The sequence below is a fragment of the Corynebacterium sp. MSK310 genome (assembly GCF_030227355.1).
Classification (GTDB): domain Bacteria; phylum Actinomycetota; class Actinomycetes; order Mycobacteriales; family Mycobacteriaceae; genus Corynebacterium; species Corynebacterium rhinophilum.
On sequence record NZ_JASPFZ010000002.1, the window covers coordinates 212,443 to 238,358 of the forward strand.

The 25,916-nt window shown below is 58.4% G+C and carries 28 protein-coding genes; 26 read left to right on the top strand and 2 right to left on the bottom strand.

Annotated elements, in window-relative coordinates; translation table 11 throughout:
- The first annotated feature begins 239 nt into the window (after positions 1-239).
- The 25 genes from rho to QP891_RS03460 all read left to right on the top strand — a co-directional run bounded on the left by rho (position 240) and on the right by QP891_RS03460 (position 22,540).
- A complete protein-coding gene (gene rho / locus QP891_RS03340) occupies positions 240-2,093 on the top strand; it encodes a transcription termination factor Rho (RefSeq protein WP_284769841.1) in 1,854 nt (617 codons plus the stop codon).
- Entirely contained in the window at positions 2,086-3,162 is a 1,077-nt protein-coding gene (gene prfA, locus QP891_RS03345; protein WP_284769840.1) for a peptide chain release factor 1, read from the top strand. The genes rho and prfA overlap by 8 nt, the downstream gene beginning before the upstream one ends.
- 9 nt (positions 3,163-3,171) lie before the next feature.
- A complete protein-coding gene (prmC, locus tag QP891_RS03350) occupies positions 3,172-4,005 on the top strand; it encodes a peptide chain release factor N(5)-glutamine methyltransferase (protein WP_284769839.1) in 834 nt (277 codons plus the stop codon).
- A gap of 32 nt (positions 4,006-4,037) precedes the next feature.
- The gene (locus QP891_RS03355) at positions 4,038-4,706 is read left to right on the top strand and encodes an L-threonylcarbamoyladenylate synthase (protein ID WP_023026353.1); all 669 of its coding nucleotides are present in this window, start codon (positions 4,038-4,040) and stop codon (positions 4,704-4,706) included.
- A 14-nt stretch (positions 4,707-4,720) separates the two neighbouring features.
- The gene (locus tag QP891_RS03360; RefSeq protein WP_284769838.1) at positions 4,721-5,896 is read left to right on the top strand and encodes an MraY family glycosyltransferase; all 1,176 of its coding nucleotides are present in this window, start codon (positions 4,721-4,723) and stop codon (positions 5,894-5,896) included.
- Between the two features lie 10 nt (positions 5,897-5,906).
- On the top strand, positions 5,907-6,338 hold the full coding sequence (locus QP891_RS03365; RefSeq protein WP_284769837.1) for a Cg1360 family ATP-synthase-associated protein: 432 nt from the start codon (positions 5,907-5,909) through the stop codon (positions 6,336-6,338).
- Between the two features lie 440 nt (positions 6,339-6,778).
- Positions 6,779-7,579 (top strand): F0F1 ATP synthase subunit A, encoded by an 801-nt coding sequence (gene atpB, locus QP891_RS03370; RefSeq protein ID WP_023026356.1) that lies wholly within the window; start codon positions 6,779-6,781, stop codon positions 7,577-7,579.
- A 105-nt stretch (positions 7,580-7,684) separates the two neighbouring features.
- The gene (locus tag QP891_RS03375) at positions 7,685-7,924 is read left to right on the top strand and encodes an ATP synthase F0 subunit C (protein ID WP_005280196.1); all 240 of its coding nucleotides are present in this window, start codon (positions 7,685-7,687) and stop codon (positions 7,922-7,924) included.
- A 43-nt stretch (positions 7,925-7,967) separates the two neighbouring features.
- Positions 7,968-8,537, top strand: coding sequence for a F0F1 ATP synthase subunit B (locus QP891_RS03380; RefSeq protein ID WP_023026357.1), 570 nt, complete (start codon positions 7,968-7,970; stop codon positions 8,535-8,537).
- A 6-nt stretch (positions 8,538-8,543) separates the two neighbouring features.
- Positions 8,544-9,359 (top strand): F0F1 ATP synthase subunit delta, encoded by an 816-nt coding sequence (locus QP891_RS03385; RefSeq protein ID WP_284769836.1) that lies wholly within the window; start codon positions 8,544-8,546, stop codon positions 9,357-9,359.
- A 60-nt stretch (positions 9,360-9,419) separates the two neighbouring features.
- Positions 9,420-11,060, top strand: a complete 1,641-nt coding sequence (gene atpA, locus QP891_RS03390; protein WP_284769971.1) for a F0F1 ATP synthase subunit alpha — start codon at positions 9,420-9,422, stop codon at positions 11,058-11,060.
- Between the two features lie 50 nt (positions 11,061-11,110).
- Positions 11,111-12,100 carry a F0F1 ATP synthase subunit gamma gene (locus QP891_RS03395; RefSeq protein ID WP_284782567.1) on the top strand — a complete coding sequence of 330 codons (990 nt, stop codon included), beginning with the start codon at positions 11,111-11,113 and terminating at the stop codon, positions 12,098-12,100.
- Positions 12,101-12,103: 3 nt separating this feature from the next.
- On the top strand, positions 12,104-13,549 hold the full coding sequence (gene atpD, locus QP891_RS03400; protein WP_005280201.1) for a F0F1 ATP synthase subunit beta: 1,446 nt from the start codon (positions 12,104-12,106) through the stop codon (positions 13,547-13,549).
- Positions 13,550-13,559: 10 nt separating this feature from the next.
- The gene (locus QP891_RS03405; RefSeq protein ID WP_023026361.1) at positions 13,560-13,934 is read left to right on the top strand and encodes a F0F1 ATP synthase subunit epsilon; all 375 of its coding nucleotides are present in this window, start codon (positions 13,560-13,562) and stop codon (positions 13,932-13,934) included.
- A 183-nt stretch (positions 13,935-14,117) separates the two neighbouring features.
- Positions 14,118-14,597: a DUF2550 domain-containing protein gene (locus QP891_RS03410; RefSeq protein WP_284769833.1), complete on the top strand. Its 480-nt coding sequence runs from the start codon at positions 14,118-14,120 to the stop codon at positions 14,595-14,597.
- Between the two features lie 21 nt (positions 14,598-14,618).
- On the top strand, positions 14,619-15,311 hold the full coding sequence (gene nucS, locus QP891_RS03415) for an endonuclease NucS (RefSeq protein WP_005280206.1): 693 nt from the start codon (positions 14,619-14,621) through the stop codon (positions 15,309-15,311).
- Complete coding sequence (locus tag QP891_RS03420) at positions 15,311-15,595, top strand: Rv1322 family protein (protein ID WP_237791990.1); 285 nt, start codon at positions 15,311-15,313, stop codon at positions 15,593-15,595. Before nucS ends, QP891_RS03420 begins: the two co-directional genes overlap by 1 nt.
- A 10-nt stretch (positions 15,596-15,605) precedes the next feature.
- Positions 15,606-15,914 carry a thiamine-binding protein gene (locus QP891_RS03425; protein ID WP_284769832.1) on the top strand — a complete coding sequence of 103 codons (309 nt, stop codon included), beginning with the start codon at positions 15,606-15,608 and terminating at the stop codon, positions 15,912-15,914.
- On the top strand, positions 15,914-16,840 hold the full coding sequence (locus QP891_RS03430) for a tetratricopeptide repeat protein (protein WP_284769831.1): 927 nt from the start codon (positions 15,914-15,916) through the stop codon (positions 16,838-16,840). Before QP891_RS03425 ends, QP891_RS03430 begins: the two co-directional genes overlap by 1 nt.
- Before the next feature lie 50 nt (positions 16,841-16,890).
- A complete protein-coding gene (locus tag QP891_RS03435) occupies positions 16,891-17,709 on the top strand; it encodes an ABC transporter ATP-binding protein (RefSeq protein ID WP_284769830.1) in 819 nt (272 codons plus the stop codon).
- Positions 17,709-18,536, top strand: coding sequence for an NUDIX hydrolase (locus QP891_RS03440; RefSeq protein WP_284769829.1), 828 nt, complete (start codon positions 17,709-17,711; stop codon positions 18,534-18,536). The genes QP891_RS03435 and QP891_RS03440 overlap by 1 nt, the downstream gene beginning before the upstream one ends.
- Positions 18,533-19,666, top strand: a complete 1,134-nt coding sequence (locus tag QP891_RS03445) for a THUMP-like domain-containing protein (protein WP_284769828.1) — start codon at positions 18,533-18,535, stop codon at positions 19,664-19,666. Before QP891_RS03440 ends, QP891_RS03445 begins: the two co-directional genes overlap by 4 nt.
- A 26-nt stretch (positions 19,667-19,692) precedes the next feature.
- Positions 19,693-20,475, top strand: coding sequence for an electron transfer flavoprotein subunit beta/FixA family protein (locus tag QP891_RS03450; protein ID WP_284769827.1), 783 nt, complete (start codon positions 19,693-19,695; stop codon positions 20,473-20,475).
- An 8-nt stretch (positions 20,476-20,483) separates the two neighbouring features.
- Positions 20,484-21,425 carry an electron transfer flavoprotein subunit alpha/FixB family protein gene (locus QP891_RS03455; protein ID WP_284769826.1) on the top strand — a complete coding sequence of 314 codons (942 nt, stop codon included), beginning with the start codon at positions 20,484-20,486 and terminating at the stop codon, positions 21,423-21,425.
- Positions 21,425-22,540, top strand: coding sequence for a cysteine desulfurase family protein (locus tag QP891_RS03460; RefSeq protein WP_284769825.1), 1,116 nt, complete (start codon positions 21,425-21,427; stop codon positions 22,538-22,540). The genes QP891_RS03455 and QP891_RS03460 overlap by 1 nt, the downstream gene beginning before the upstream one ends.
- Here the strand turns inward: QP891_RS03460 and QP891_RS03465 are convergent.
- Positions 22,537-23,715 (bottom strand): HNH endonuclease signature motif containing protein, encoded by a 1,179-nt coding sequence (locus QP891_RS03465; protein WP_284805842.1) that lies wholly within the window; start codon positions 23,713-23,715, stop codon positions 22,537-22,539. The two genes, QP891_RS03460 and QP891_RS03465, sit on opposite strands and share 4 nt — an antisense overlap.
- A 204-nt stretch (positions 23,716-23,919) precedes the next feature.
- Between QP891_RS03465 and QP891_RS03470 the strand changes: the two genes are divergently transcribed.
- The gene (locus QP891_RS03470) at positions 23,920-25,083 is read left to right on the top strand and encodes a glycoside hydrolase family 25 protein (protein WP_284769823.1); all 1,164 of its coding nucleotides are present in this window, start codon (positions 23,920-23,922) and stop codon (positions 25,081-25,083) included.
- On the opposite strand, the gene QP891_RS03475 is transcribed toward QP891_RS03470, so the two are convergent.
- Complete coding sequence (locus tag QP891_RS03475; protein ID WP_284769822.1) at positions 25,064-25,900, bottom strand: spermidine synthase; 837 nt, start codon at positions 25,898-25,900, stop codon at positions 25,064-25,066. The two genes, QP891_RS03470 and QP891_RS03475, sit on opposite strands and share 20 nt — an antisense overlap.
- Between the last annotated feature and the right edge of the window lie 16 nt (positions 25,901-25,916).

The following is a 25,916-nucleotide window of genomic DNA, read 5'->3' on the forward strand; positions in this document are numbered from 1 at the left end:
CCCACAGTCGTTTCTTGAATTCTTCCGCCCCCGCGTACTGGCTACAAGGGGGATTTCCCTTAAGGTAACCGGAAGAGGCCTCATGCTTATTGCCCCGGCAAGGCGCGCTAGCGCCTTGGCACGAGGGCGAAAAGATAAGAAAAATACACATCGGCTTCCAGTGCACCCGCCCAAGCTTCCCTGAAGTGGGGGAGGGCGGATCCCAACTATGGACCTGGTCAAGCAACGAAAGGATATCCGTGAGCGATACGGACAACACCGCGGCACAGGATCTCGCATCCCTGAAGCTGCCGGAATTGCGCAAAATGGCCGCCGAGCGCGGCCTTCGCGGCGTTTCTGCCCTGCGCAAAGGGGATCTCATTACCGCCATTAAGACCGGTCAGGTTCCCGCAAAGGCGAAGGCAAAAATAGAGCAGGCAGAAAAGGCCGAGAAGGCCGAGAAACCCGCGAAGGATGCGGCGCCTGCCAAGCAGAAAGATAAGCCGTCCAAGAAGGATGACCGCGGCGAGAGCGATAACGGCAAGTCCGGCGAACAGCAGGACAACCGCGGCAAAGACCGCAAGGACAACGGCGACGACCAGCGCTATGAGTCGCGGTCGCAGGCCCGCCGCGCGCGCCGCAATCGCGCCCGCCGTCAAGAGCGCCAAGAGCAGGGGGACAATAACCGGGGTGATGCGCAGGAGCAGAACCAGAATCGCCACCAGGACCGCCGCGAGGACTCCCAGGACGGCTCCGATAACCAGGGAGACAAGCAGGGCGAGAAGAACGGCGATAATAATCACCGCAATAATCGCAATGACGATAATAATTTTGACCGCGGTAACCGCCGTGGCCGTCGCAACCGCCGGAACCGCCGGGGTGGCCGGGGCAATAATGATAACCACGGCGGCGGCAATGACCTGCAGGTACGCGAGGGCGATGAGCTGCAGGCTGTCGGCGGCATCTTAGATGTCGTAGACAATAACGTCTCGTTCCTGCGCACCACTGGGTACCGCGCGGGCGATGCGGATGTCTTTGTTAATAAGAACATCGTGCGCCGTTTGGGTCTGCGCTCTGGTGACGCCATTACCGGTCAGGTCAAGGTGGCTGGGCCTACCCACACGCACGGCAATGGCCGCAACCGCCGCAAGTACAACCAGTTGGTGCAGGTCGATACCGTCAATGGGATCGATCCCGAAGAGGCAAAGCAGCGCCCGCACTTTAATAAGCTCACGCCGCTGTATCCCAATCAGCGCCTGCGCTTGGAAACGGACCCGAAGATCCTGACCACCCGCGTCATCGACCTGATTATGCCGATTGGTAAGGGTCAACGCGCGCTCATCGTCTCGCCGCCGAAGGCCGGTAAGACCACGATCTTGCAAAACATCGCGAATGCGATTGCTACCAATAACCCCGAGTGCTACCTCATGGTGGTGCTGGTGGATGAGCGCCCTGAAGAGGTCACGGACATGCAGCGCTCCGTGAAGGGTGAGGTCATTTCTTCTACCTTTGATCGTCCGCCATCAGAGCACACCTCCGTCTCCGAGCTGGCCATCGAGCGCGCAAAGCGCCTGGTGGAGCAGGGCAAGGATGTCGTGGTGCTGCTGGATTCCATCACCCGCTTGGGCCGCGCGTACAACAACTCCTCCCCGGCATCGGGCCGCATCCTGTCTGGTGGTGTGGATTCCAATGCGCTCTACCCACCAAAGCGCTTCTTGGGCGCTGCCCGCAATATTGAAGAGGGCGGTTCGCTCACCATTATCGCCACCGCGATGGTGGAGACCGGTTCTACCGGCGATACCGTCATCTTCGAAGAATTCAAGGGGACGGGTAACGCAGAGCTGAAGCTGGACCGCGGGATCTCGGAGCGCCGCGTATTCCCGGCTGTGGACGTCAACCCCTCCGGTACCCGCAAGGACGAGCTCCTGCTAGTGCCTGAAGAGGCGCGCATCATGACCAAACTGCGCCGCATCCTGTCGGCTCTGGATTCCCACCAGGCAATTGACCTGTTGATCAAGCAGCTTAAGAAGACCCGCTCGAATGGCGAGTTCCTCATGCAGGTAGCTTCTTCTGCACCGATGGCAGCGGATAAGGACGAGGAAGACTATGTCTAATCAAGTTTCCATGGTTGATGACATTGTGTCGGAATACCAGGGCATTGAAATGCAGATGGGCGACCCAGAAATCGCCGGCGATCAGCAGGCTTTTCGCAAGCTGTCCAAGCGGTACGCGGAGTTACGCCCCATCATCATGGTCAACGATGAGCTGACCCAGGCGCGCGAGGATCTCGCGGACGCCAAAGAGATGGCTTATGAAGACCACGACTTCCAGGAAGAAGCGGACCGCCTAGCCGAGTCTGTGGAAGAGCTGGAAGAAAAGCTGGCTGACCTGCTCGCCCCGCGCGATGAGCAGGACTCGGAAGACATCATCATGGAGATCAAGGCCGGTGCCGGCGGCGAAGAGGCCGCGCTCTTTGCCGGCGACTTAGCCCGCATGTACGAGCGTTTTGCCGATAAGATCGACTTTAAGTGGGAGGTCTTGGGCCTTAACGAATCCGACTTGGGTGGCGTGAAGGACATGACTATCTCCTTCCGCGCTAAGTCTCCGACGCGCGATGGCGCATGGTCCGTCTTCAAATTCGAAGGCGGCGTGCACCGCGTGCAGCGCGTGCCGGTCACGGAATCGCAGGGGCGCATCCAGACTTCTGCCGCCGGCGTGCTGGTGTACCCAGAGCCCGAAGAGGTCGAATCGGTCAATATCGATGACAAGGATATCCGCGTCGACGTGTACCGCTCCTCCGGTAAGGGCGGTCAGGGCGTGAACACCACCGACTCGGCGGTGCGCATTACCCACCTGCCCACGGGGTTGATTGTTACCTGCCAAAAGGAACGCTCGCAGATCCAGAACAAGGCCCGTGCCCTGCAGGTGCTGCAGGCTCGCCTGGACCAGATGGAACGCGATGCTCGCGAGGCCGAGGCTGGCGAGCAGCGCGCCTCCCAGGTGCGCACCATGGATCGCTCCGAGCGCGTGCGCACCTATAACTGGCCGGAAAACCGCATTACGGATCACCGCATTGGCTACAAGGCCAATAACCTGGATTCCGTATTGAACGGCGATATGCAGGATCTCATCAAGGCTCTGCAGGACCAGGAGCGCGCCGAGCGCCTTGAGGCCGAGGGATAATAGCGGTCGATGGATTCGTACGGTGAGGCGCTGCGCCAAGGGGTGCAGCGCCTTCGCGTTGCTGGAGCAGGAAGCCCCGAATGGGATGCGCGCATCCTCATCTCACACCTCATTCACTGCGGGCATTTGGATATTCCGCTGCATGAGCCACCCATGCCCGGCTTTGACGTGGCCTTTGAGGCGCTTTTGCGTAGACGAGAACAGCGCGAGCCGCTGCAATACGTGCTGGGAACGGCGTGGTTTGGGCCCCTAGACCTAAAGGTGGGGCCAGGCGTGTTCATTCCGCGCCCGGAAACGGAGGTGATGGCGGATTGGGCGGTCCACCACGCACCCGGCCCGCGCATGGTGGATTTGTGCTCGGGTTCGGGCGCGCTGGCGCTCTACCTGCAGCATTACCTACCGCAGGCGGAGGTGAGGGCGGTCGAGCTTTCCGATGCCGCCCTCGAGTTCACCCGCGCCAATACCAACGGCACCGGGGTAGAGGTGGTGCAGGCGGACGCGACCGACAGCCAGATTCTGGCGGACTGGAATGGCACGGTCGATCTCGTAGTGAGCAACCCGCCTTATGTACCGGAAGATCCGAACTTGCAACCGGAGGTGTATCACGATCCGCACGTGGCTGTCTTCGGTGGCGATGACGGCATGGGAGTAATCCGCGGGTTGATCCCCACCATCGCCAGGCTTTTGCGGCCTGGTGGGGTCATGGCGATTGAACACGACGATACGACTGGCGATGTCGTGCGCGATGCGGTGCGTGACCACGGTGGCTTTTCCCATATCGCGCCGCTTAGGGACTTAACAGGCACGCCGCGCTTTATTACCGCGCAGCGCGCGGTAAACTAAGGCATCACCGTCGGGCAAGAAGGGGATTATTGATGCAAGGAAAAATTTATAATTGCGCCGATGACACCGAGCGTGAGGAAGGCGTGAGCATCGCCACCAAGGCCGCCAAGTCTGGGCGGCTTGTGGTCATGCCCACCGATACGCTTTACGGTTTGGGCTGCGATGCCTTCGATAATGACGCGGTAGCCAATCTGCTTGCCACCAAGCAGCGTGGGCCGGATATGCCGGTTCCCGTGCTCGTCGGCTCCTGGAACACCGTTCGCGGCCTCGTCGCCTCGTACCCCGATTCCACCCGCGACCTCGTCGAAGCCTTTTGGCCAGGCGGACTATCCATCGTCGTGCCTCAGGCCCCGTCCCTGCCGTGGAACTTAGGTGATACCCGCGGTACCGTCATGCTGCGGATGCCCCTTCACCCGATTGCCATCGAGCTGTTGCGCGAGGTGGGGCCGATGGCGGTTTCTTCTGCCAATATTTCTGGCCACCAACCGCCGACGACCGCGCAAATGGCCAAGGCTCAATTGGGCAAGGCCGTCACTGTGTATTTGGACGGGGGAGAAACGGACATCGGCAAGCCCTCGACCATCATCGATCTCTCCGGTGATCATCCATTTCTACTGCGCGAGGGTGCATTATCCGCGGAGGAGATTGGTGAGGTGCTCGGCGTCTCCGCTGACTCGTTGCGCACCCGGCCCCAAGGATAGAAGGAGCATTTCGCGTGAGCGGCACTGGCGTACCGCTGCGCGAGTTGGCCTTGGTCATCCTCGTTGCAGCGACATTTACCTACCTGACCACCGGAGTGGTGCGGTCTTTTTTGGTCCGCACGGGCCGGGTGGCAGAAATTCGCCTGCGCGATTCCCACTCGCAGCCGACGCCCCGCATGGGCGGGCTCGCCATGTTTACCGGCTTTGGGGCAGCGATATTCCTCGCAGCCCAGCTCCCAGCCTTGACTCGCGGGTTTATGCCCGTGACCCCAGAGATGAGTGCGGTGTTGTGGGCGGCGCTGGCCATTGTGCTTTTGGGGATTGCCGATGACTACCTGGAACTCGGGGCCCTCATTAAACTTTTTGGGCAGCTCTTTGCCGCCGCCCTGATGAGTGGTCTGGGCCTAACCTGGACGCTGCTTTTCATTCCCTTCGGCGGCGGCACCACGGTAGTACTCGACCAGATTCAAAGCACCCTCCTTACCGCTTTTTTCACGGTCCTGCTCATCAACGCCATCAACTTCGTTGACGGCCTCGATGGCTTAGCTGCTGGCCTTGGGCTCATCGCAGGCGGCGCCATCTTGGTCTTCTCGCTGACCGTCCTGCATGACCAGGGTGGGGCGGTATCGGCGTATCCACCCGCAATTATTAGCGCCGCTTTGGTGGGGATGTGTGCAGGCTTTTTGCCCCATAACTTTGAGCCCTCCCGAATTTTTATGGGCGATTCCGGCTCCATGCTTATCGGCCTCTTGCTCGCTGCGGCCTCCACCTCCGCCTCCGGCAAGATCAACATGTCCCTCTACGGCACCGTGGACATCGTGGCGCTTATGTCACCCATCCTCGTGGTGATCGCTGCGGTGTTTATTCCAGTCTTAGACCTTGTCTGGGCGGTAATTCGCCGCCTATCCCAGGGGCGCTCGCCGTTTTCTGCGGATAAGGCACACATCCACCACCGCCTTTTGTCTCTGGGGCATACGCACCGACGCACCGTGCTCGTGTTGTACCTCTGGGTGTCCGCGGTGGCCTTTGGTGCGGTGTCGTTTTCCATCGTGCCAGCGCCAGTTGCAATCGGCCTGTCCATCATGGCGTTGTTGATTGCCTTTGGCGCGACGCTGATTCCACTGCGGCAGGGTAAGATTGGGCTCAGGTCGTCGGATGATTGCGTATTGCGTGACTCGCCGAGTGCGTGAGGTAGGGTGAATGTCCGTGAGTGACACAACGGAAAATCCTAATTTCGATGACCCGCGCCTGCCGCTGCAGCGCGCCGTAAAGAAGGGGTCTACGGCCCTCGGCATCTTTACCATCATTTCTCTCGCCGTCTGGGGCGGGGCACAAGGTGTCGCCGGGCTTTGGGGCGTTCTCGTCGGCGCTGCCCTCGGCGGCGGCTTTGTCCTATTTACCGCGCTGTCGGTGCTCTTTACCGCCCACTCGACGCCCTCCACTACCATCGCGGTGGTATTGGGCGGTTGGCTTATCAAGTTGATCGTCCTCATCGGAGTTCTGGCCATTATCCGGGACATGGATTTCTATGACACGTGGGCGCTGTTTCTCACCGTCGTCGTAGCACTCATCGTTACCTTAGGCTCTGAGGTCTGGGCCGTGGTCACCTCCAGGATCACCTACGTGTCCTGAGTAGGGCAAAAAGAGTTAAGCCGTCGCGCACCAGGCTTGCGCGGCGGCCTTTTTATGCCTGCATGCTGGCATTAATGGAAGTTGGTCACCCCCGAGGAGGTGTGTTGACCTGAGGGTGTGATCAAATGCACGTTTGTGAATTGGGCAGGAATAGCGCGGTTTTGTATGGCAAAAGGCGGAAATGGCGCTATCGGGTGTGGCTTATGGGGCCCCCACGTGCGAAAACTGTTGATCCAGCTGATACGATTTGCAACGGGTTACCGCGGGGTTAAGTGTTGCGCTTGAATCCTGCACGGTAAATCCCTGTCTTGTTCACGCTGATGTGCGACGGAGTCCGTGTTCAAGGCAGAGAGTTTGAGACGTCCATCGCACCACAGAGGCCAGCTATTGGCTGTGTGGCCCGAACACGGGAGAGAACGCTGAGCGTTACAACATTGGCTATGAAAGGGCACTTCCATACGCCCGATCTAGGTGAAGAATTCTTCCCGGGGCAAATTGATGCCGACCATCTATTTTTCGGCGACTTCGCCGATGGATGGTTCGCGCTTGATCGCCTGATGCTGATTCGCATTTTGATGACGCTAATTGTGGTGATCCTTTTCTGGGCTGCCTTTAAGAACCCTAAGTTGGTTCCTTCTGGCATTCAGAATGTAGGCGAGAACGCGGTCGACTTCGTCCGCGTCCATATCGCCGAGGACATTTTGGGTAAGAAGGAGGGAAAGCGATTCCTGCCAATTATCGCTAGCATCTTCTTCGCGGTTCTGTTTATGAACGTCGCGACCGTTATTCCGGGACTTAACGTCTCGCCCAACGGTCGTATTGGTATGCCAATTGTGTTGGCAGCCGTTTCGTACATCGTCATGATTTACGCCGGCGCCAAGCGCTACGGCTTGGGCAAGTTCATTCGCTCCTCCGTAGTGATTCCGAACTTGCCACCGGCATTGCACCTTTTGGTGGTACCGATTGAGTTCTTCTCTACGTTCATTCTGCGACCGGTTACCCTTGCAATTCGTCTCATGGCGAACTTCCTTGCTGGACACATCATCCTGGTTCTTCTCTTCTCTGCTACGAACTTCTTCTTCTGGCAGCTAAATGGTTGGACCGTCCTGTCTGGACTGACCGTGGTCTTGGGCTTGGCTATGAGCCTGTTCGAGATTCTGGTTATCTTCTTGCAGGCGTACATCTTCGCCTTGTTGACGGCGGTGTACATTGAGTTGTCCTTGCACGCTGATTCGCACTAAGGACGAGGTCGACGAGCGCGACCGAGTAATCCACCTAATTACACAACACTGACATTCGGTCCGATACGGACTGAAGATTTTTTACGAAAGGGAACGACTTTCACCATGAACGAAATCATTCTGGCACAGGATGCTGCTACGACGTTCGAAGGCTTCGGCACCATCGGCTACGGCCTGGCTGCTATCGGCCCTGGTATCGGTATCGGCATCGTCGCCGGCAAGACCGTTGAGGCTATGGCTCGCCAGCCGGAGATGGCCGGCCAGCTGCGTACCACCATGTTCCTGGGTATCGCCTTCACCGAGGCCCTGGCCCTTATCGGCCTCGTTGCCGGCTTCCTGTTCTAAAAGTACGAGTTTTCCAAACCGAAACTTTTAAGACGGGAGACCTATGAATAACGTCGTTTATTTGCTTGCAGCAGAGGGCGAGGAGAACCCAGGTTCGGGTAGCTTCTCCGTTCTTCTGCCCAAGAACTATGACATTTTCTGGTCTTTGCTGTGCTTCATCGTAATTCTCTGGTTGTTCTGGAAGTTCGTACTTCCTCGTTACACCAAGTTGCTCGAAGAGCGTGAAGACCGGATTGAGGGCGGCATGAAGCGCGCTGAGGCTCAACAGGCCGAGGCTAAAGCTGCTCTAGAAAAGTACAATGCTCAGCTGGCTGATGCCCGCGCAGAGGCAGCCGAGATCCGCGAGCAGGCGCGCGAGCGCGGCAAGCAGATCGAGGCTGACGCGAAGAGCCAAGCGGAAGAGGAATCCCGCCGCATCGTCGCCAATGGCGAAAAGCAGTTGGAAGCTTCTCGTGCGCAGGTTGTTACTGAGCTGCGTTCCGAAATGGGACAGAACTCCATCAACTTGGCAGAAAAGATTCTGGGCGGCGAGCTTTCTGACGCCTCCAAGAAGTCCTCTACTATCGATGGCTTTTTGTCCGAGCTCGACTCTGTGGCACCGGCCGGAAAGTAGGCAACTATGAAGGCAGCTAGCCGCGAAGCACTCGCGAACTCACAGTCCCGTGTGGATGAAATCCTCGCTGGCGATAAGAACGTCGCTAGTGCAGTCCAAGCGGGCCTAGACATTTTCGAGGTCGTCGACGTTTTGGATGGTGACCGCGAATTGCGCGTGTCCTTCATTGACGTCGCCGCCCCGGCTGAAGCGCGCAAGTCCTTGGCCGAGAATCTCTTTGGGTCCAAGGTTTCTGCCGGTGCCCTGAGCATCCTGCAGGAAGCTGCGGCGAACCAATGGTCTTCGCCGAAGGACTTCGTCAACGGGCTTGTATCCTTGGGTCGCCGCGCATTGCTGCGCGCCGCCGAGGCGCAGGGCCAGTTGGGCCAGGTCGAAGACGAGCTTTTCCGCTTGGCACAGATTCTGGACCGCGAGGGCGAGCTTACCCAGCTGCTTTCCGATCGAACTGCTGAATCCGCACGCAAGCGCGGATTGCTGGCAAATGTGCTCTACGGCAAGGTGACGATGTTTACTGAAGCGCTCGCGCTGCAGGCCATCAGCCGCCCAGAGCAGAACCCCATTGATGACGTTGCCGGATTGGCCGATACTGCAGCAGCGCTGCAGGGTCGCACCATCGCGCGCGTAGTCGCTGCGGGTGAATTGAATGAAGGCCAGCAGGCAGTACTCGCTGAGAAGCTGGGCAAAATTTATGGTCGTGCGATGTCCATTCACTCTGAGGTTGACACCAGCCTCCTCGGTGGCATGCGCATCCGCGTCGGCGATGAAATCATTGACGGCTCGACGGCAGGCAAGATTGCCCGCTTCCGTGCCCAGATGGTGTAGCCGAAACGACAGAAACGATTTAAGTAAGTGCTGGAAGATACTACCGAGAGCAGGAAGAACATGGCGGAGCTGACGATCTCCTCCGACGAGATCCGTAGTGCGATTGCGAACTACACCTCGAGCTACTCCGCGGAGGCCTCCCGTGAGGAGGTCGGCGTGGTCATTTCGGCAGCTGACGGTATTGCGCAGGTTTCTGGCCTGCCATCCGTTATGGCGAATGAGCTGCTCGAGTTCCCCGGCGGCGTTATTGGCGTCGCACAGAACCTTGACACTAACTCCATTGGTGTCGTGGTCTTGGGTAACTACGAGTCCCTCAGGGAGGGCGACGAGGTTAAGAGGACCGGCGAGGTCCTTTCCATTCCCGTGGGCGAGGACTTCCTCGGCCGCGTTATTAACCCACTGGGCCAGCCCATCGACGGCTTGGGCCCAATCGAAAGCGAAGAGGAGCGCGTCCTCGAGTTGCAGGCACCTTCCGTGCTGCAGCGCCAGCCGGTTGAAGAGCCAATGCAGACCGGCATCAAGGCTATCGATGCGATGACCCCGATCGGCCGTGGTCAGCGTCAGCTGATTATTGGTGACCGTAAGACCGGTAAGACTGCGGTGACCATCGATACCATTTTGAACCAGAAGGCGAACTGGGAGTCCGGCGACAAGGACAAGCAGGTCCGTTGTATTTACGTCGCCATCGGCCAGAAGGGCTCGACCATCGCCAGCGTGCGCCGCACCCTTGAGGAGCACGGCGCGCTGGATTACACCACCATCGTGGCAGCCCCAGCTTCTGATTCCGCCGGCTACAAGTGGCTGGCACCATTCTCCGGTGCTGCGTTGGGTCAGCAGTGGATGTACCAGGGCAACCACGTCTTGGTCATTTACGATGACTTGACTAAGCAGGCTGAGGCATACCGTGCAATTTCGCTGTTGCTACGCCGCCCGCCGGGACGCGAGGCCTACCCAGGTGACGTCTTCTACCTGCACTCCCGCTTGCTGGAGCGCGCTGCCAAGCTTTCCGATGACATGGGTGCCGGTTCTATGACCGCACTACCCATCATCGAGACGAAGGCTAATGACGTTAGTGCCTTCATTCCGACCAACGTCATTTCCATTACTGACGGTCAGGTCTTCTTGGAGTCCGACCTCTTCAACCAGGGTGTGCGCCCGGCTATTAACGTCGGTGTATCCGTTTCCCGTGTTGGTGGTGCGGCACAGACCAAGGGTATGAAGAAGGTTGCTGGTAACCTCCGTCTTGACTTGGCTGCATACCGTGACCTGCAGGCATTCGCTGCTTTCGCATCTGACCTTGACTCTGCGTCCAAGGCGCAGCTGGAGCGCGGTTCCCGCTTGGTTGAGCTGCTGAAGCAGTCCGAGTCCTCGCCACAGCCGGTGGAATACCAGATGGTATCCATTTACCTCGCCGAGGCAGGCATCTTCGACGTCGTTCCCGTCGAAGACGTTCGCCGCTTCGAGGCCGAGGTGCACGAGTACCTCAACGCCAATACTCCAGAGGTCTTTGAGCAGATCGCCGGCGGCAAGGCGCTTAGCGATGAGTCCAAGGAAGCACTCGAGGCTGCAGCCAAGGAGTTCGCTCCTACGTTCCGCACCTCCGAGGGCAACAACTTGGGCACCGAAGAGCCTGTAGATCCTTTGGACGAAAATGACGTGAAAAGCACCGAGCTCAACGTCTCCCGGAAGACGGCTAAGTAGAGTTCAGCTCTCGTAATTAACCGTCTATATGAAAGAAGGGAGGAGAAACGATGGCTAATCTTCGCGAATTACGCGACCGCATCCGGTCCGTGAACTCGACTAAGAAGATCACTAAAGCCCAGGAGCTCATTGCTACCTCGCGCATTACCAAAGCGCAGGCTCGGGTGGAAGCCTCTCAGCCGTACGCGATTGAGCTGACCAACGTCATGAACAGGTTGGCTGCAGCGTCGACGCTAGAGCACCCTATGCTGCGTGAGCGTGAAGACGGCAATGTCGCCGCGATTCTCGTAATCACCTCTGACCGAGGCATGTGCGGTGGCTACAACAACAACGTCTTCAAGAAGGCAGCCCAGCTCAAGGCCCTCCTCGAAAGCAAGGGCTACGAGGTAGTTCGCTACGTCGCCGGCAGCAAGGGCATCGGCCACTACAACTTCCGTGAGGAAGAGGTAGCGGGCAGCTGGGATGGTTTCTCTCAGGACCCAACCTGGGAGGGCACCCACGATGTGCGTCGCCACATGATCGATGGCTTCGTTGCTGGTTCTAAGGGCACTACCAAGGGCCGCGAGGGCCTGCACGCGGAAGGTGAAGGTGCAGGTGTTACCGGCTTTGACCAGGTGCATGTGGTCTACACCGAGTTTGAGTCCATGCTGACCCAAACCGCGCGTGCACAGCAGCTTTTGCCCGTTGAGCCGGTAGTGCAGGGCGAGGAGTACGAGATGGGTGACTCCGCACTGGAGGATCCGGAGCCAGTGGATAACATTTCCGCGGACTTCGAGTTCGAGCCGGACGCGGATACCCTGATGGACGCGCTGCTTCCGCAGTACGTCTCGCGTATCCTGTTTGCTATGTTCTTGGAGGCTTCGGCTTCCGAGTCCGCTGCACGCCGTACAGCTATGAAATCTGCTACTGACAACGCAACCGAGATGGTCAATGACCTGTCTCGTGTGGCCAACCAGGCCCGTCAGGCGCAGATTACCCAGGAAATTTCAGAGATCGTCGGTGGCGCTGGCGCGCTATCTGACAGCGCAGAAAGTGACTAGATTATGACTACAGCTCTGCAAGAGCAGAATGCACAGTCTTCGGCAGTCGCCGGTCGTGTCGTGCGCGTCATCGGTCCGGTGGTGGACGTGGAATTCCCACGCGAGGCACTTCCGGCCCTGTACAACGCACTCCACGTCGAGATTAAGCTCGAAGCTGTGGCAAAGACCGTCACCCTCGAGGTCGCTCAGCACCTCGGTGACAACCTCGTTCGTACCGTGTCCATGGCACCTACCGACGGCCTTGTCCGTGGCGCCGAGGTAGTCGACTCCGGAGAGCCTATTTCCGTACCCGTCGGCGACGTCGTCAAGGGCCACGTCTTCAACGCCCTCGGTGACTGCCTCGATGAGCCGGGCCTCGGCCGCGATGGCGAGCAGTGGGGCATCCACCGCGAGCCACCAGCGTTCGACCAGCTCGAGGGCAAGACCGAGATCCTCGAAACTGGTATCAAGGTCATTGACCTGCTGACCCCTTACGTTAAGGGTGGCAAGATTGGCCTCTTCGGTGGTGCAGGTGTGGGTAAGACCGTCCTGATCCAGGAAATGATTACCCGTATTGCCCGCGAGTTCTCCGGTACGTCGGTTTTCGCTGGCGTCGGCGAGCGCACCCGTGAGGGCACCGACCTCTTCCTGGAAATGGAAGAGATGGGCGTTCTGCAAGATACTGCACTTGTCTTCGGCCAGATGGACGAGCCACCAGGAGTCCGTATGCGCGTGGCTCTGTCCGGCCTGACCATGGCGGAGTACTTCCGCGATGTGCAGAACCAGGATGTGCTGCTGTTCATTGACAACATCTTCCGTTTCACCCAGGCCGGCTCCGAGGTATCCACCCTGCTGGGTCGTATGCCTTCCGCCGTGGGTTACCAGCCAACTTTGGCTGATGAGATGGGTGTGTTGCAGGAGCGCATTACCTCCACCAAGGGTCGTTCCATTACCTCTCTGCAGGCCGTTTACGTGCCTGCCGATGACTACACTGACCCGGCCCCAGCTACGACCTTCGCCCACTTGGATGCGACGACCGAGCTGGACCGTGCCATTGCTTCCAAGGGTATTTACCCAGCAGTGAACCCGCTGACCTCTACCTCTCGTATTCTCGAGCCAGGCATTGTGGGCGAGAAGCACTATGAGGTAGCACAGCGCGTCATCGGTATTCTGCAGAAAAACAAGGAACTGCAGGACATCATCGCCATCCTTGGTATGGACGAGCTGTCTGAAGAAGACAAGGTGACCGTGCAGCGTGCCCGCCGTATTGAGCGCTTCTTGGGCCAGAACTTCTTCGTTGCGCAGAAGTTCACTGGCCTGGAGGGTTCTTACGTGCCGCTGCAGGACACCATCGATGCCTTCGAGCGCATCTGCAACGGTGAGTTTGACCACTACCCAGAGCAGGCCTTCAACGGCTTGGGTGGCTTGGACGACGTCGAAGCCGCATACAAGAAGTTGAACGAGAAGTAGGGAGAGGCACATGGCTGACATCACCGCCGAATTGGTTTCCGTCGAGCGCTCATTGTGGTCTGGTCAGGCCTCCATAGTGACGGCTGAGACCACCGAGGGTGAGATCGGCGTGCTTCCCGGTCACGAGCCTGTGATCGGTCAGTTGATCGACAATGGCGTAGTGACCATCCACCCAGTTGATGGCGCGCGGCGCGTTGCCGCCGTCCAGGGTGGCTTCCTCTCCGTTACCCAGGACAAGATTACCGTCCTCGCTGATTGGGCCATCTGGTCCGATGAGGTGGATGAGGCCAAGGCGGAAGAGGATTCCTCTTCGGCTCATGAGCTCACCAAGTCCCGCGGTGAGGCTGCATTGCGTGCACTTCGCCGCGCAGCAAAGGCTGAATAAACCTTGGATTGGTAGGAGAGGGCAGCAATAGCCGCCCTTCCTGCTCTCAGAAAAGCGCACTGGAATTTATCCGGTGCGCTTTTTCACGTTTTCTTTGTCTTTGCCTATTGGCGCAGAAGCGGAATCAGGCGCTACAATCCAAATAAATGTTCTTTCACTAACCAAGGATGGCGTGTGGAGCCCATGAATTCGACGGTTATCTCGGTGGTCCTGTGGGCCTTAGCGTTGGTGGTATTGCTAGTACTTCTGCTGGCGGCCCTGCGATTTTTTACTCTGCGCTCGCGCGGAACCGCGGTGTTGTTGCGCTCAATGCCGGCGAAAGATAGCTTTTCTTGGCGCCATGGCGTGCTGCGCTATACCGGGGAAGTCGTGGAATATTTCAAACTGCGCTCGGTATTTCCGCGCTATAACCTGTGGTTTAACCGCCTCGACATCACCATTTTGAACTCCCGTTCTTTGGATGATGACGAGGCTTCTTTCATGTCTGATGCCACCGAGGTAGTGCACTTTAGCACCGGGGATGCGGAATACGAGCTGGCTTCCGATGCCCGCGGGATCATGGCCTTCGAAGCTTGGGTCGAGGCGGCGCCGTCCAAGCGGCAACAGCGCTTTGATTACAAGCAGTTGCGGGAGCGAGCCACCCGGCAGTCCAAGCGCCAATAGCAACAGGCTAGGGTAGTAGCCATGCGCTTAGTAATCGCCCGTTGTTCAGTTGATTACGTGGGACGGCTCGACGCCCACCTGCCCTTGGCGGACCGCCTGCTCATTGTCAAGGCAGACGGCTCGGTATCGGTGCATGCCGATGACCGCGCGTACAAGCCCCTGAATTGGATGACACCGCCGTGTACGGTGAGTGAATCCGTCATCGAGGACGTGGATGGCAATGACACCGGCGAGGTCTTGTGGCTAGTGGAAAACCCGAAGGGTGAGCAATTGCGCATCACTATCGCGGAAATCCACGAGGATATCTCCTACGAGATGGGCGAAGACCCCGGCCTAGTAAAGGATGGCGTGGAGGCGCACCTACAGGAGCTTTTGGCCGAAAAGATCGACACGCTGGGTTCTAATTTCACCCTCGTGCGCCGCGAGTACCCCACGGCTATTGGCCCAGTGGACATCATGGCTAAAGATGCTGATAACCGGAATGTTGCCGTGGAGGTCAAGCGCCGCGGCGGGATCGACGGAGTAGAGCAATTGACCCGCTACCTCGAGCTATTGAACCGCGATGAACTAATCGCTCCGGTATCTGGCATTTTTGCTGCGCAAGAGATTAAGCCGCAAGCTCGAACGCTTGCCGAAGACCGCGGCATCCGCTGCGTGGTTCTGGACTATCAGGAGCTGCGCGGACTCGAGTCGAAAGAATTGCGGTTGTTTTAATGCCCCGGCGAAATAGGCGAAAACCACAGGAATTCCGGCCACTGCCCAAGGACGGCTCTACCTTCTTTGGTTCGCAGACGGTCGAGGGACCAAGCTGGACCCACGGGGAGCCTTATATAATGCGGCATATTGGCTCCGCGCGGGCGCAAAAATTCTATATTTGCCCGGGGTGTAATCAAAATATTCCGCCTGGGGTTGCCCACATCGTCGCCTGGCCGCGCGATACCGGCAGGCAGGGCGATGACCGCCGTCATTGGCACCGGCACTGCTGGGAGCGAAGGTAGACTTGCGGGCATGATTGTTGCATTTTCAGTAGCACCCGCAGTGGTGGATAATGATTCCGGCGAGATGGCCGATGCCGTGGCGGAGGCGGTCCGCGTGGTGCGGGAATCAGGTCTGCCTAATGAAACCAACGCCATGTTCACCCTTGTAGAAGGCGAGTGGGACGAGGTTTTCGGCACGATTAAAAAGGCCACCGAAGCGGTGCGTGCGGTATCGCCGCGTACCTCATTGGTTATTAAGGCTGATATCCGCGAAGGCGTGAAGAATCAACTGACAGATAAAGTAGACGCCGTGAATCGGCGTTTAGCTAAGGAGGATTAATGACTTCTGCGAATAATGCTTATGTAGGCGGTGCCCTCGATCTCAGCCAGGTCAAGGCGCGTGCGGAAGCTCGCCAGCAGACACAAGAGCAGCCGGTGGCTGGGCAGGCTAGTGGAGTCCAGCCATTTTTTACCGTCACCGAGGCGAATTTTGAGACCGAGGTGGTGCGCCGCTCCACTGAGGTACCTGTCGTCGTCCTTATCGGCACCCCGCGCTCTACGCAGTCCGACCAGCTGAAGCAGGACCTGCAGGAACTAGCTACGGCTGGCAACCTTAGCTTCCTCGTAGGCTATGTGGATGCGGATGCTACTCCACAGGTGGCGCAGGCTTTCGGCGTGAAGAACCTACCTACCGTGGTTGCCATTGGCGCCGGTCAACCGCTGACCAATTTCGAGGGAGCCCAGCCAAAGGATGCTCTCAAGCAGTGGCTGGATAGCTTGGTAGAAAACGTCGGACCGCAGCTCAAGGGACTTGAGTCTGCACCGTCCGCAGCGGAAGAGGAAGAAGAGGACGACCCTCGCTTGCAGGAGGCAGAATCCTTCCTGAACTCCGGCGATTTCGATGGCGCGATCAAGGTCTACGAATCCATCTTGGAAGCGGAACCTGATAATACGCAGATTAAGCAGGCGCGGGACACAACGAAGCTTCTCAAGCGGCTGGACCCGGCCAATCAAACCGAGGACCCGATTGCTGCTGCGGATGGGGATAAGGGGGACATCGGCAAGCAAATGCGTGCCGCCGATGCCGAAGTCGTGGCAGGTGCCCCAGAAAAGGCCTTTGACCGCCTCATCGAGGCCATGAAAGTCACCGCCGGCGATGAGAAGGCGCAGCTCAGGGAACGCCTGCTCGAGCTCTTCGGCCTCTTTGCCGGCAATGATCCGCGCGTTCTTGAAGCGCGCACGAAGCTGGCAAGCGCGCTGTATTAAAACCAGCGGAGCTGTGTCAATTACTGCGGGCGGTGAATAGATCAGTCACAATGGAAGGCGTGAACGATGTAACCCCAACTGATCAAGACTGGCTCATCGACTTCCGCGGCGTGGAGCTTCGCCGCGGTGGCAAGAACTTGGTAGGGCCCGTGGACTGGCAGGTCGAGCTCGATGAACGCTGGGTCATCATCGGGCCGAACGGTGCCGGAAAGACCTCCCTGGTGCGCATGGCGGCCGCGGAGGAATTTCCCTCCAAGGGCACGGCCTTTTTGATGGGCGAGCAAATTGGCAAGACCGATATGCGTGATCTGCGCGCGCTGATTGGTCTTTCCTCTGCCGCCGTGCAATCGCGCATTCCCGCGGATGAGCGGGTCTATGACCTCGTCATTTCTGCCGGTTACGCGGTCTTGGGCCGGTGGCGCGAAGAATACCAAGACATGGACTTTTCCCGCGCCGATGACATCTTGGCCCAAGTTGGCGCTAGCCACTTAAAGGATCGCACGTGGACCACGCTTTCGGAAGGCGAGAAGAAGCGCGTCATCCTCGCCCGCGCTTTGATGTCCAATCCGGAGCTGTTGATCCTGGATGAGCCTTCTGCCGGCATGGACCTCGGCGGGCGCGAGGACCTCGTGGGGTACTTGGGCGATCTCGCGATGGATCCGGATGCCCCAGCCATCGTCATGATTACCCACCACGTGGAAGAAATCCCGTATGGCTTTACCCACGCGATGCTTCTGGATGAAGGCAAAGTGGTAGCAAAGGGTCTCATTAACTCCGTGCTGACCTCGGAGAACCTGTCCCAGGCCTTCCGCCAACCCATCCAAGTGGATCGCATTGGGCAGCGATACTTTGCCCGCCGGACGTCTTAATGACCAACGAGATTCATGACCAGCTCGATGCGATCGACGCCAGCGATACCACCGGGTTTAACGGTGGGCGCATGGCGGCGACCGTGCTCTTGCTTCGCGATGGCCCCGACGGGCTCGAGGTCTGGGTGCAAGAACGCGTGAGCACCATGCGCAACTACCCAGGCCATGCCGTATTTCCTGGCGGTGGGGTAGACCCGCGCGATTTCCCACCGCGTTCGTGGGATTCCGGTGACTTGTGGGCCGGAAAGTCCGTTGTGGCTATGGCTCGGCGGATGGGAGTCACCAAATACAAGGCCCACGCCTTGGTCTTTGCCGCGGCCCGCGAGCTCTTTGAGGAATCCGGTACCTTGTTTGCGATCCGGGATGACGGCACGATTTCTAATGCACGCCGCTATCACCACGAGCGCCGGCTCTTAGAAGACCACACCATTTCCTTTACGGAGTTTCTTAGCAATAACGGGATGCGCGTCGATGCCGATATGATCCTTCCATGGGCCCGGTGGGTGGGGCAAAGCAAAAACCATTGGTTCGATACTTTTTTCTTCGTCGGTCTGCTACCGAGCGGGCAGGAGCCTGACGGGGACACGCATGAGGCCGATGACGCTGGCTGGTTTTCGCCGCAGCTTATCTTGGAGGGCTGGCGTGCCGGACTCGTCCGTCTCGTAGTTCCCACGTGGGCGCAAATGCAACGGTTATGCAAGTACTCCACCGTCAAAGAGGTGCTTGATGATGCCTCTTCGTCCGACCTTCGCCCCGTTATCGGCGACCTCCGCGACGATCCGCAATACGCGGAATATTTCGCGACCACCCCTACAGAGCGAATATGAGCTTTAACATTGATGAAGTCCGTTTCTTAAGCGAGCATAACGCCGAACTTTCCAGCTGGGACTTGGAGCTGAGCAAGGCTTCGCAGCTGAAGGATTTGGAAAAGTTGAAAGCTGCCTACGGCGATTATGCGCGCTGCGCCATGGAGCTACTTACTGCCCGGCGGGGCGGAAAGCTGCCTGAGACCTGGCTTATGGATGCCGATTCCGCCCAGCAAGCCACCCCGCTGCCTGTCGCGCGCTATCGCTCAGAATTCCTGCAGCAGAAAGGGATGCGCACCGTCCACGATGTCACGTGTTCCATCGGCACCGAAGGCTACGGGTCGGGCCTTGACTACTTCGGCTCCGATATCGACGCCTCGCGCATTGCCATGGCCCGGCATAATTTGGATTCTGACTCGTTCTTTCAAGCAAATGCGCTCACTACGACCACCACGGCGGACGTCATCATCGCCGATCCCGCCCGCAGGAAGGCAGGGCGGCGGATTTCCCGCCCGGAGGATTTGCTGCCACCGCTGCCGGACCTAATCGCTGCGCACAGGGACGCACACCTGGCCATCAAGTGCGCACCCGGTCTCGATTTCAGTGACTGGGACGGATTGGTCACCGTAAGCAGCGTCAATGGAGCAGTTAAGGAGGCGTGCCTCTACACACCTGGCCTCGGCACGGGCAGGCACGCGGTGATGATTCAGGGCGAGTCAGTTGACGTCCTCACGGATGAAGAGCACAACCTGCCAGAGGCGGGCGAGATCGGTACGTATCTCATTGACCCCGATGGGGCAGTGGTGCGCGCGGGCCTCGTGCAGCATTATGCGGCGCGCGAAGGATTGTGGCAGATCGATCCGCGGATTGCGTACCTAACAGGGGATCGCATCCCGCAGGGAATGTCGGGATTTCCATTCATAGAAAAGGTCCCCCTAAAGCGCCTAAAATCGGTACTAAAATCTTATGATGCAGGCAGCCTAGAAATCCTTGTGCGCGGCGTAGACGTGGACCCTGATCAGCTAAGAAAGCAGATGAAGTTGAAGGGATCGCGGCCATTCGCGGTCATCATTACGCGAATTGGCTCACAGGGTATCGCGTTGCTTTGCCAACCCCGAGTATTATCGTCCGAAGAGAATTACGCAACATAAATCTATCGGAAAGGTGAGTGCCCCCAATGCCAACGATTGTGGCTCTGGTCAAGCATGTACCGGATACGTGGTCCACCAAATCTCTGGAGGATGACCACACCCTGGATCGCATCTCCGTGGACAACATCATTGATGAGATTAATGAATACTCCGTGGAACAGGCGCTACGCCTGCGCGATGATAATCCGGATGAAAACTACCGTGTTGTCGCTTTAACGATGGGCCCCGCACAAGCAGACGAGGCCCTCCGCAAGGCCCTTGCGATGGGTGCAGATGACGCGGTCCTCGTATCTGACGACACACTGGCCGGCGCCGATGCACTGTCTACCGCGTGGACCCTGAACGCAGCGATTAACACGCTAGAGGATGTCCAACTGATCACCTTGGGCAATGAGGCTTCCGATGCCTCGACCGGAACGCTGGCTGGATTGCTCGCTGAATACCGCCAACTGCCCGCCTTGACCGAGCTGCACCAGGTAGAACTTTCGGGCAGCGCGGTAAAAGGCAGCCGCGAAGACGCCCGCGGAACCTGGGAGCTCGAGGCCGCCCTTCCTGCGATTGTGTCCGTCACCGATAAGGCTGATAAACCGCGCTTCCCCAATTTCAAGGGGCTTATGGCAGCTAAGAAGGCAGAGATCACCACATTGAGCGTGGCCGACCTGGGCATTGATGCCATTGCACCGACCACGACGGTCACTTCTTCTTCCAAGCGCCCTCCGCGCACGGCCGGCGAGGTTATCTCGGAGCCACAGCCGCAGGATGCTGCGAAGAAGATTGCTGACTTCCTTGCCGCAAAGAACTTGATTTAGGAGTAGAAATGTCTCACGTTTACGTACTTGTTGAACACGATGCAGACAGCATTCTCCCCGTTACCGGTGAGCTCATTACCGCTGCACGCGAATTGGGGACGGTGTCTGCGGTGGTCGTCGGCAAGCAGGCAGATGCCTTCGATGCCGATCTAGCCGCCCTCGGCGCCGCCCAGGTGGTGCAGGCAACGGCGGAGGATTATGACCAGCGCCTGGTGACCCCTGAGGTTGATGCTTTGCACGCCCTGGGCGCAGCCAATCCGGCGCCCATCGTTCTGGCCGCCAGCCCGACGAATAACGAGATTGCCGGCCGCCTGTCCGCCCGCCTGGCCTCCGGTGCACTCGTCAATGTGGATTCCATTGAGGCGGATGGGTCTGCAACGATGACCATTTTCGGCGGCACCTACGAGACCACTTCGCAGGCCACTGGCAGCTGCCCGATTTATACCCTGCAGCCGGGTTCCGTTGCGGCGGAGCCCCAGCAGGTGGAAACTCAGGCGGCCCCAATGCCACTGCCTGCGGCAACCGATAAGGATGTCAAGGTTAATTCCTTTACTCCGGTCGAGAAGTCCGCCCGTCCCGAGCTCACCGCAGCCAAGGTTGTGGTTTCCGGCGGCCGCGGCGTCGGCGATAAGTTCGGCGAGATCGTAGAGCCGCTTGCCGATGCCCTCGGTGGCGCCGTCGGTGCCACTCGCGACGCCGTCGATGAAGGCTTCTACGACGCTACCCACCAGGTGGGCCAGACAGGCGTGACCGTGTCGCCAGATCTCTACATTGGTTTGGGCATTTCCGGTGCCATTCAGCACACCTCGGGCATGCAGACCTCCGGCACCATCGTGGTGATTAACCAGGACCAAGATGAACCGTTCTTCCAAATCGCCGATCTCGGCGTCGTCGGAGACCTGCACGAAATCGCCCCAGCTTTGACCGAGGAATTGAAGGCGCGCCAGTAATGCCGCACTATTTCGACTACGCAGCAACCCAGCCGATGCGCCAATCCGCCATCGACGCATGGGTTGCCGCCTCCGGATCGCTCAACTCCAGCGCGCAGTACGCCTCTGGCCGTAGGGCCCGCTCCGTGCTTGACGATGCCCGCGAGAAAGTCGCCTCCCTCCTTGGGTGCGAACCCATCGAGGTCATCTTTACCTCCTCTGGCACCGAGGCGGATAATATCGCTATCCAGGGGCTTTATGCGGCGGGAAATACCAATCGCATCATCTCGACGGATATTGAGCACCCAGCGGTGCGCGATACCGTGAGCAAGCTTGCCCAAGCCGGCGCCACCGTGGATCTGCTCCCTGTGGACCGCAGCGGGCATATCAGCGATGGGGGCGCCTTCGCGGAACCTGCCGATCTTGCCACCTGCATGTGGGCCAATAACGAAACTGGTGCGATTCAGCCCATCGAGGATCTCGCATCCCCCGCGCAACAATCCGGTATTCCCATGCACGTGGATGCGGTGCAGGTAGCGGGCAAGCTGCCCATCAATTTTGCGGAATTGGGCATCACAACGCTTGCCGCCAGCGCCCACAAATTTGGTGGCCCGCGCGGTATTGGCGTGCTTTTGGCCAAGCGCACCCCTGCGCCGCAGCCGATTTCCTTCGGCGGCGGGCAAGAACGCGGACTTCGCCCTGGCACGGTAGACGTAGCTAGCGCCTCCGCGCTCGCCGCTGCGTTGGAGGAGTCGATCGCAGAAAGCGCTGCCGAGGGCGAGCGCATCGCTGCACTTCGGAATAAGCTGCGGGATGGGATCCTCTCATCCATCGACAACGTTGTAGTGAATTCCACCGAGCCATGCTTGCCGTCGCACCTACACGTTTCTTTCCCCGGCACCGATGGCGATAGCCTCATCATGTTGCTGGACTCGCTGCAGATTGAGGCATCGACTGGCAGTGCCTGCAGCGCAGGCGTCAACCGCATGTCCCATGTGCTTTCTGCAATGGGTGTCAGCGAGGAAGAAGGAATTGGGTCCCTCCGGTTCACTCTGGGACGCCTTACTTCCGAAGACGATGTGGATTACGTGCTCGCGCATTTACCAGAGGTCGTCGCCCGAGCCCGCACGGTTTAAGTATCAGCCCTTTCTTTGGCAGCATTCCGCCGGGCGGCGATTGCCTGGGCAACGGTCAGTGCCCAGTTCCTATTCTTCGTCGCTAGCGGTCCCTGCGGTTCATCGTATTCCCACCGTCCGTCTTGGAAGAGCCAGATGATATCCCCGTTGTGCGGATCCATGATGTAAAAGGCGCTTTTATCCGTCTTTACGTTGTGGTGGTGCTGGCACAGCGAGGCTAAATTTCCAGCCGTCGTCTTTCCTCCCTCTGAGAAATCGATCCGGTGGTCTTTTTGGCACCTGTAGGCTGGGCGGTTGCACCCAGGCCAGCGGCACACACCATCGCGGCCTTCCACATAGGCACCGATGAGCGGCGGGGTGGAGTAGGCCGGGCTTACCCTTGTTGCCGCTTGGTCCATGTCCCGGGTAGTGGTCGGTGTTAGACGGTCAGCGGTATCTGGGTGAACCCACCCGTAGCCCTGGATAAATCCTGGAGCCGCTTTTACGTCGCTGGCGCGGTACATATAAAGGTGTACCTGAGATTTATCTTCGATGGTTCCGAGTATCAGCTGGGCCAGTGCATCGGCCTTACTGAGTCCGTGCCCTTCCGAAGTACGCTGAACAACCTCGTCAATGAGGATGAGTGTATCTTCATCGAACTCTACGTTTAACCCTGCTCGTCCGCCCGCGGTGGGGTAGATGAAATAGGAGTCATTTCGCCCGTCCTCTTCCTCGGATTCCTTATCACCTGTTGTGTCCGGTGATTCCATTGTGATGAGGCCATTGAGCTTTCGGCGAAGGGCAGCATTTGATGGAAAGTTTTGACCCGGTTTTGTGGGAGTCAGGTATTTTTCCAATTCGGCGTCTATGCGTTGAAGGACGCCGCTGTCTACCTCGCCAAGTTTGCTTAAGACCGCATCAATGGTGATAAGCCGAGAGAAGTCGAGGAAGTAGTAGGTTTCCTGCAGCAGTTTTGTGCGTGGCAATTCCTCTAAGCGGTATAGCGCCATGGTGATATCCCTCGTGCGCCGTTCGCTTAAGCCGGTGCGACCTGCCAGCGTATGACACGCAATATCGAAATCATCTTCTAAAATTGGTCGAATTTCCTTCCAGAGTAGGTAGTCGGATTTTCCATTACACGTGGCACTAACTGCTATGTCATCGTGTGGATCAGTGATGAGGTAGTAGGGTTCCATGGCGATTATCCCCCGAGTTTCGCACTAAGTTGCTAATGTTCATAGGTTTACCATAAGTTATCCGTTTGACTCCCGCAAGCCGAAAAGTGAATATGTGTTCTAAATGGTAAATTTCCGAAAACTGGATAGGGGAGTGAAAAATTCCCACGCGTGGTACGCGTGTTGCAAATGTGGTTAGTGTGAATGATTGTTAGACTCTCGCGCATGACAACTATGAGGGCACTCCGCAAGAGCATCATCGCGGTTATCGCTGCAGTTGCAGTCACGGTGAGCGGGACCGCTGCCGCGCAGGCAGCATTGGGAAACAGCGCACCGAAAGGCATCGATATTGCTGCCCACCAGCACCCCGGTGGCATGCCTATTGACTGGAATAAGGTGAAATCTGACGGCCAGTCCTTCGCCTTTGTTAAGGCCACCGAGGGTGGGGACTGGATTAACCCGCACTACGTTAAAGACATCCAAGCGGCCAATGCGCACGGCCTGAAGACTGGCGCATACCACTATGCGCGCCCAGCTGGCGATGCGAAGACGCAGGCGGCTAACTTTGCGGCGCAGATTGCGTTGGCGCCGAATCAGACGTTGCCGCCGGTGCTTGATATCGAGGTCTCCGAGGGCAAGTCGGCCTCCCAGTTGGAGAGCTGGATCGAGGAATTTACCTCCGAGCTCAAGCGCCTGACCAACCGCACCCCAATGATTTATACCTACAAGTACTTCTGGATGGGTGAGATGAATAACTCCCAGAAGTTCTCCAATATGCCACTGTGGTTGGCGGCATACCAGGATGAAGCCCCGGATCCAGTGGGTGGGTGGAAGAACCTGTCCTTCTGGCAGCGCTCTGGATCGGGCAAGGTCGCTGGTATTCCTACCGATGTGGACTTGAACCTCTTTAATGGCTCGAAGCAGCAGCTAGAGTCTTTTAGCGGCGGCAATTACGTCGATATCGGCGGCGCGCTCGATAGCCTCGTCCTCGACGATGGTGTGGACCTTAGCTCCGATAGCACGCCGGTGATTGGTGCAATCTTCGCCCTTGCGGCTGGCCTCATTGCAATGCCCCAGCTTGCCGATGCCGCCAAAGACGCCGGCCTCGATGCCCAGGCTGCTGAGGGCTTGGCGGCCTTTGTGAAGGCCTTGGAAGACGAGGACGCTCTACCTCTGAAGCAACTTGGCAAGATGGCGGTCGGTGATTTCACCGTCGGCGACTTGGCACTACTGCTTGACAACGCGGGCCATGTCAATGGCGTCGACAAGGGCGAAGTTTCCGGCAATCAGGTCGAAGAAGCTAAGGATGCGGCGAAGAAAGCCGGTGCTGACGTGCCGGATTTCGATGCCGATCAAGTAGCTGACTTGCTCAATCGCGTGCTGAAGTAGCTCCAGCAAAGAATTTATGGGTCCAGCTTTCATCCTTAAAGTGTGCGGGAACGGCCCCGCCTAAGAGTGCCTTTGCCAGTTGAGCGGCTTGTACCGAGCCCTCAGCTGGCAGTTCCGTATCTGAGGCCAGCAAGATGATGTTTCCATATCGGCGCCCCTTGAGCATGGGCGGGTCAGCGATTACAGCGAGGTGATCGAAGACCTCAGAAAGCCCGGCCAATTCTTTCTTCGCCAACTGGAGGTCCGAGTGATCGCCGCAGTTGGCCACGTAGAGCCCGCCTCCAGAAAGGGATGATTTGGCCGCTTGGAAAAACTCCACCGTGGTCAGGTTTTTCGGCGTTGTATCCCCAGCGAAGACATCGCGGATAATGATATCGCGGCTGGCGGGCAGAAAACCTTCGGTTTCCTTTCGGGCGTCGCCGGGGCGGATCTTGACGGTGGGAGAACGGGGGACATCGAAAAGCTCGCGGACTAATTCGCCCAGCTTAGCATCAAGCTCGACTACCGTATGGCGGCTGTCCGGCCAAAGGTCGGCGAAGTAGCGCGGGAGTGAGCAGCCGGCCCCGCCGAGGTGGGTAACGCGCAGCTTATTAGGGGAGACCGTATTAAGCTGCTCCACTGCCGCTGCGATCCAGCGCATATATTCAAAGTCGAGTTCCTGCGGCTCGCCCAGCACGATATGGCTGCTAGGAACGCCATTGACGTTAAGGATATAGGCTCCGTCGCGGAATTCATCTGGCACAACCTCGGCGGTGCCGGTGGATATCTCGTAGGTCCCGGCAATGCTTGACCTGTTCGCAGCTCGCTTTCTACCCATGGGATTCAAGCTTAGG

Bases quoted from the DNA above. Each gene is read 5' to 3' on its own strand.
- prfA (WP_284769840.1), top strand. From the start codon at position 2,086: ATGTCTAATCAAGTTTCCATGGTTGATGACATTGTGTCGGAATACCAG.
- prmC (WP_284769839.1), top strand. From the start codon at position 3,172: ATGGATTCGTACGGTGAGGCGCTGCGCCAAGGGGTGCAGCGCCTTCGC.
- QP891_RS03355 (WP_023026353.1), top strand. From the start codon at position 4,038: ATGCAAGGAAAAATTTATAATTGCGCCGATGACACCGAGCGTGAGGAA.
- QP891_RS03365 (WP_284769837.1), top strand. From the start codon at position 5,907: ATGTCCGTGAGTGACACAACGGAAAATCCTAATTTCGATGACCCGCGC.
- atpB (WP_023026356.1), top strand. From the start codon at position 6,779: ATGAAAGGGCACTTCCATACGCCCGATCTAGGTGAAGAATTCTTCCCG.
- QP891_RS03375 (WP_005280196.1), top strand. From the start codon at position 7,685: ATGAACGAAATCATTCTGGCACAGGATGCTGCTACGACGTTCGAAGGC.
- QP891_RS03380 (WP_023026357.1), top strand. From the start codon at position 7,968: ATGAATAACGTCGTTTATTTGCTTGCAGCAGAGGGCGAGGAGAACCCA.
- QP891_RS03385 (WP_284769836.1), top strand. From the start codon at position 8,544: ATGAAGGCAGCTAGCCGCGAAGCACTCGCGAACTCACAGTCCCGTGTG.
- atpA (WP_284769971.1), top strand. From the start codon at position 9,420: ATGGCGGAGCTGACGATCTCCTCCGACGAGATCCGTAGTGCGATTGCG.
- QP891_RS03395 (WP_284782567.1), top strand. From the start codon at position 11,111: ATGGCTAATCTTCGCGAATTACGCGACCGCATCCGGTCCGTGAACTCG.
- atpD (WP_005280201.1), top strand. From the start codon at position 12,104: ATGACTACAGCTCTGCAAGAGCAGAATGCACAGTCTTCGGCAGTCGCC.
- QP891_RS03405 (WP_023026361.1), top strand. From the start codon at position 13,560: ATGGCTGACATCACCGCCGAATTGGTTTCCGTCGAGCGCTCATTGTGG.
- QP891_RS03410 (WP_284769833.1), top strand. From the start codon at position 14,118: ATGAATTCGACGGTTATCTCGGTGGTCCTGTGGGCCTTAGCGTTGGTG.
- nucS (WP_005280206.1), top strand. From the start codon at position 14,619: ATGCGCTTAGTAATCGCCCGTTGTTCAGTTGATTACGTGGGACGGCTC.
- QP891_RS03420 (WP_237791990.1), top strand. From the start codon at position 15,311: ATGCCCCGGCGAAATAGGCGAAAACCACAGGAATTCCGGCCACTGCCC.
- QP891_RS03425 (WP_284769832.1), top strand. From the start codon at position 15,606: ATGATTGTTGCATTTTCAGTAGCACCCGCAGTGGTGGATAATGATTCC.
- QP891_RS03430 (WP_284769831.1), top strand. From the start codon at position 15,914: ATGACTTCTGCGAATAATGCTTATGTAGGCGGTGCCCTCGATCTCAGC.
- QP891_RS03435 (WP_284769830.1), top strand. From the start codon at position 16,891: ATGGAAGGCGTGAACGATGTAACCCCAACTGATCAAGACTGGCTCATC.
- QP891_RS03440 (WP_284769829.1), top strand. From the start codon at position 17,709: ATGACCAACGAGATTCATGACCAGCTCGATGCGATCGACGCCAGCGAT.
- QP891_RS03445 (WP_284769828.1), top strand. From the start codon at position 18,533: ATGAGCTTTAACATTGATGAAGTCCGTTTCTTAAGCGAGCATAACGCC.
- QP891_RS03450 (WP_284769827.1), top strand. From the start codon at position 19,693: ATGCCAACGATTGTGGCTCTGGTCAAGCATGTACCGGATACGTGGTCC.
- QP891_RS03455 (WP_284769826.1), top strand. From the start codon at position 20,484: ATGTCTCACGTTTACGTACTTGTTGAACACGATGCAGACAGCATTCTC.
- QP891_RS03460 (WP_284769825.1), top strand. From the start codon at position 21,425: ATGCCGCACTATTTCGACTACGCAGCAACCCAGCCGATGCGCCAATCC.
- QP891_RS03465 (WP_284805842.1), bottom strand. From the start codon at position 23,715: ATGGAACCCTACTACCTCATCACTGATCCACACGATGACATAGCAGTT.
- QP891_RS03470 (WP_284769823.1), top strand. From the start codon at position 23,920: ATGACAACTATGAGGGCACTCCGCAAGAGCATCATCGCGGTTATCGCT.
- QP891_RS03475 (WP_284769822.1), bottom strand. From the start codon at position 25,900: ATGGGTAGAAAGCGAGCTGCGAACAGGTCAAGCATTGCCGGGACCTAC.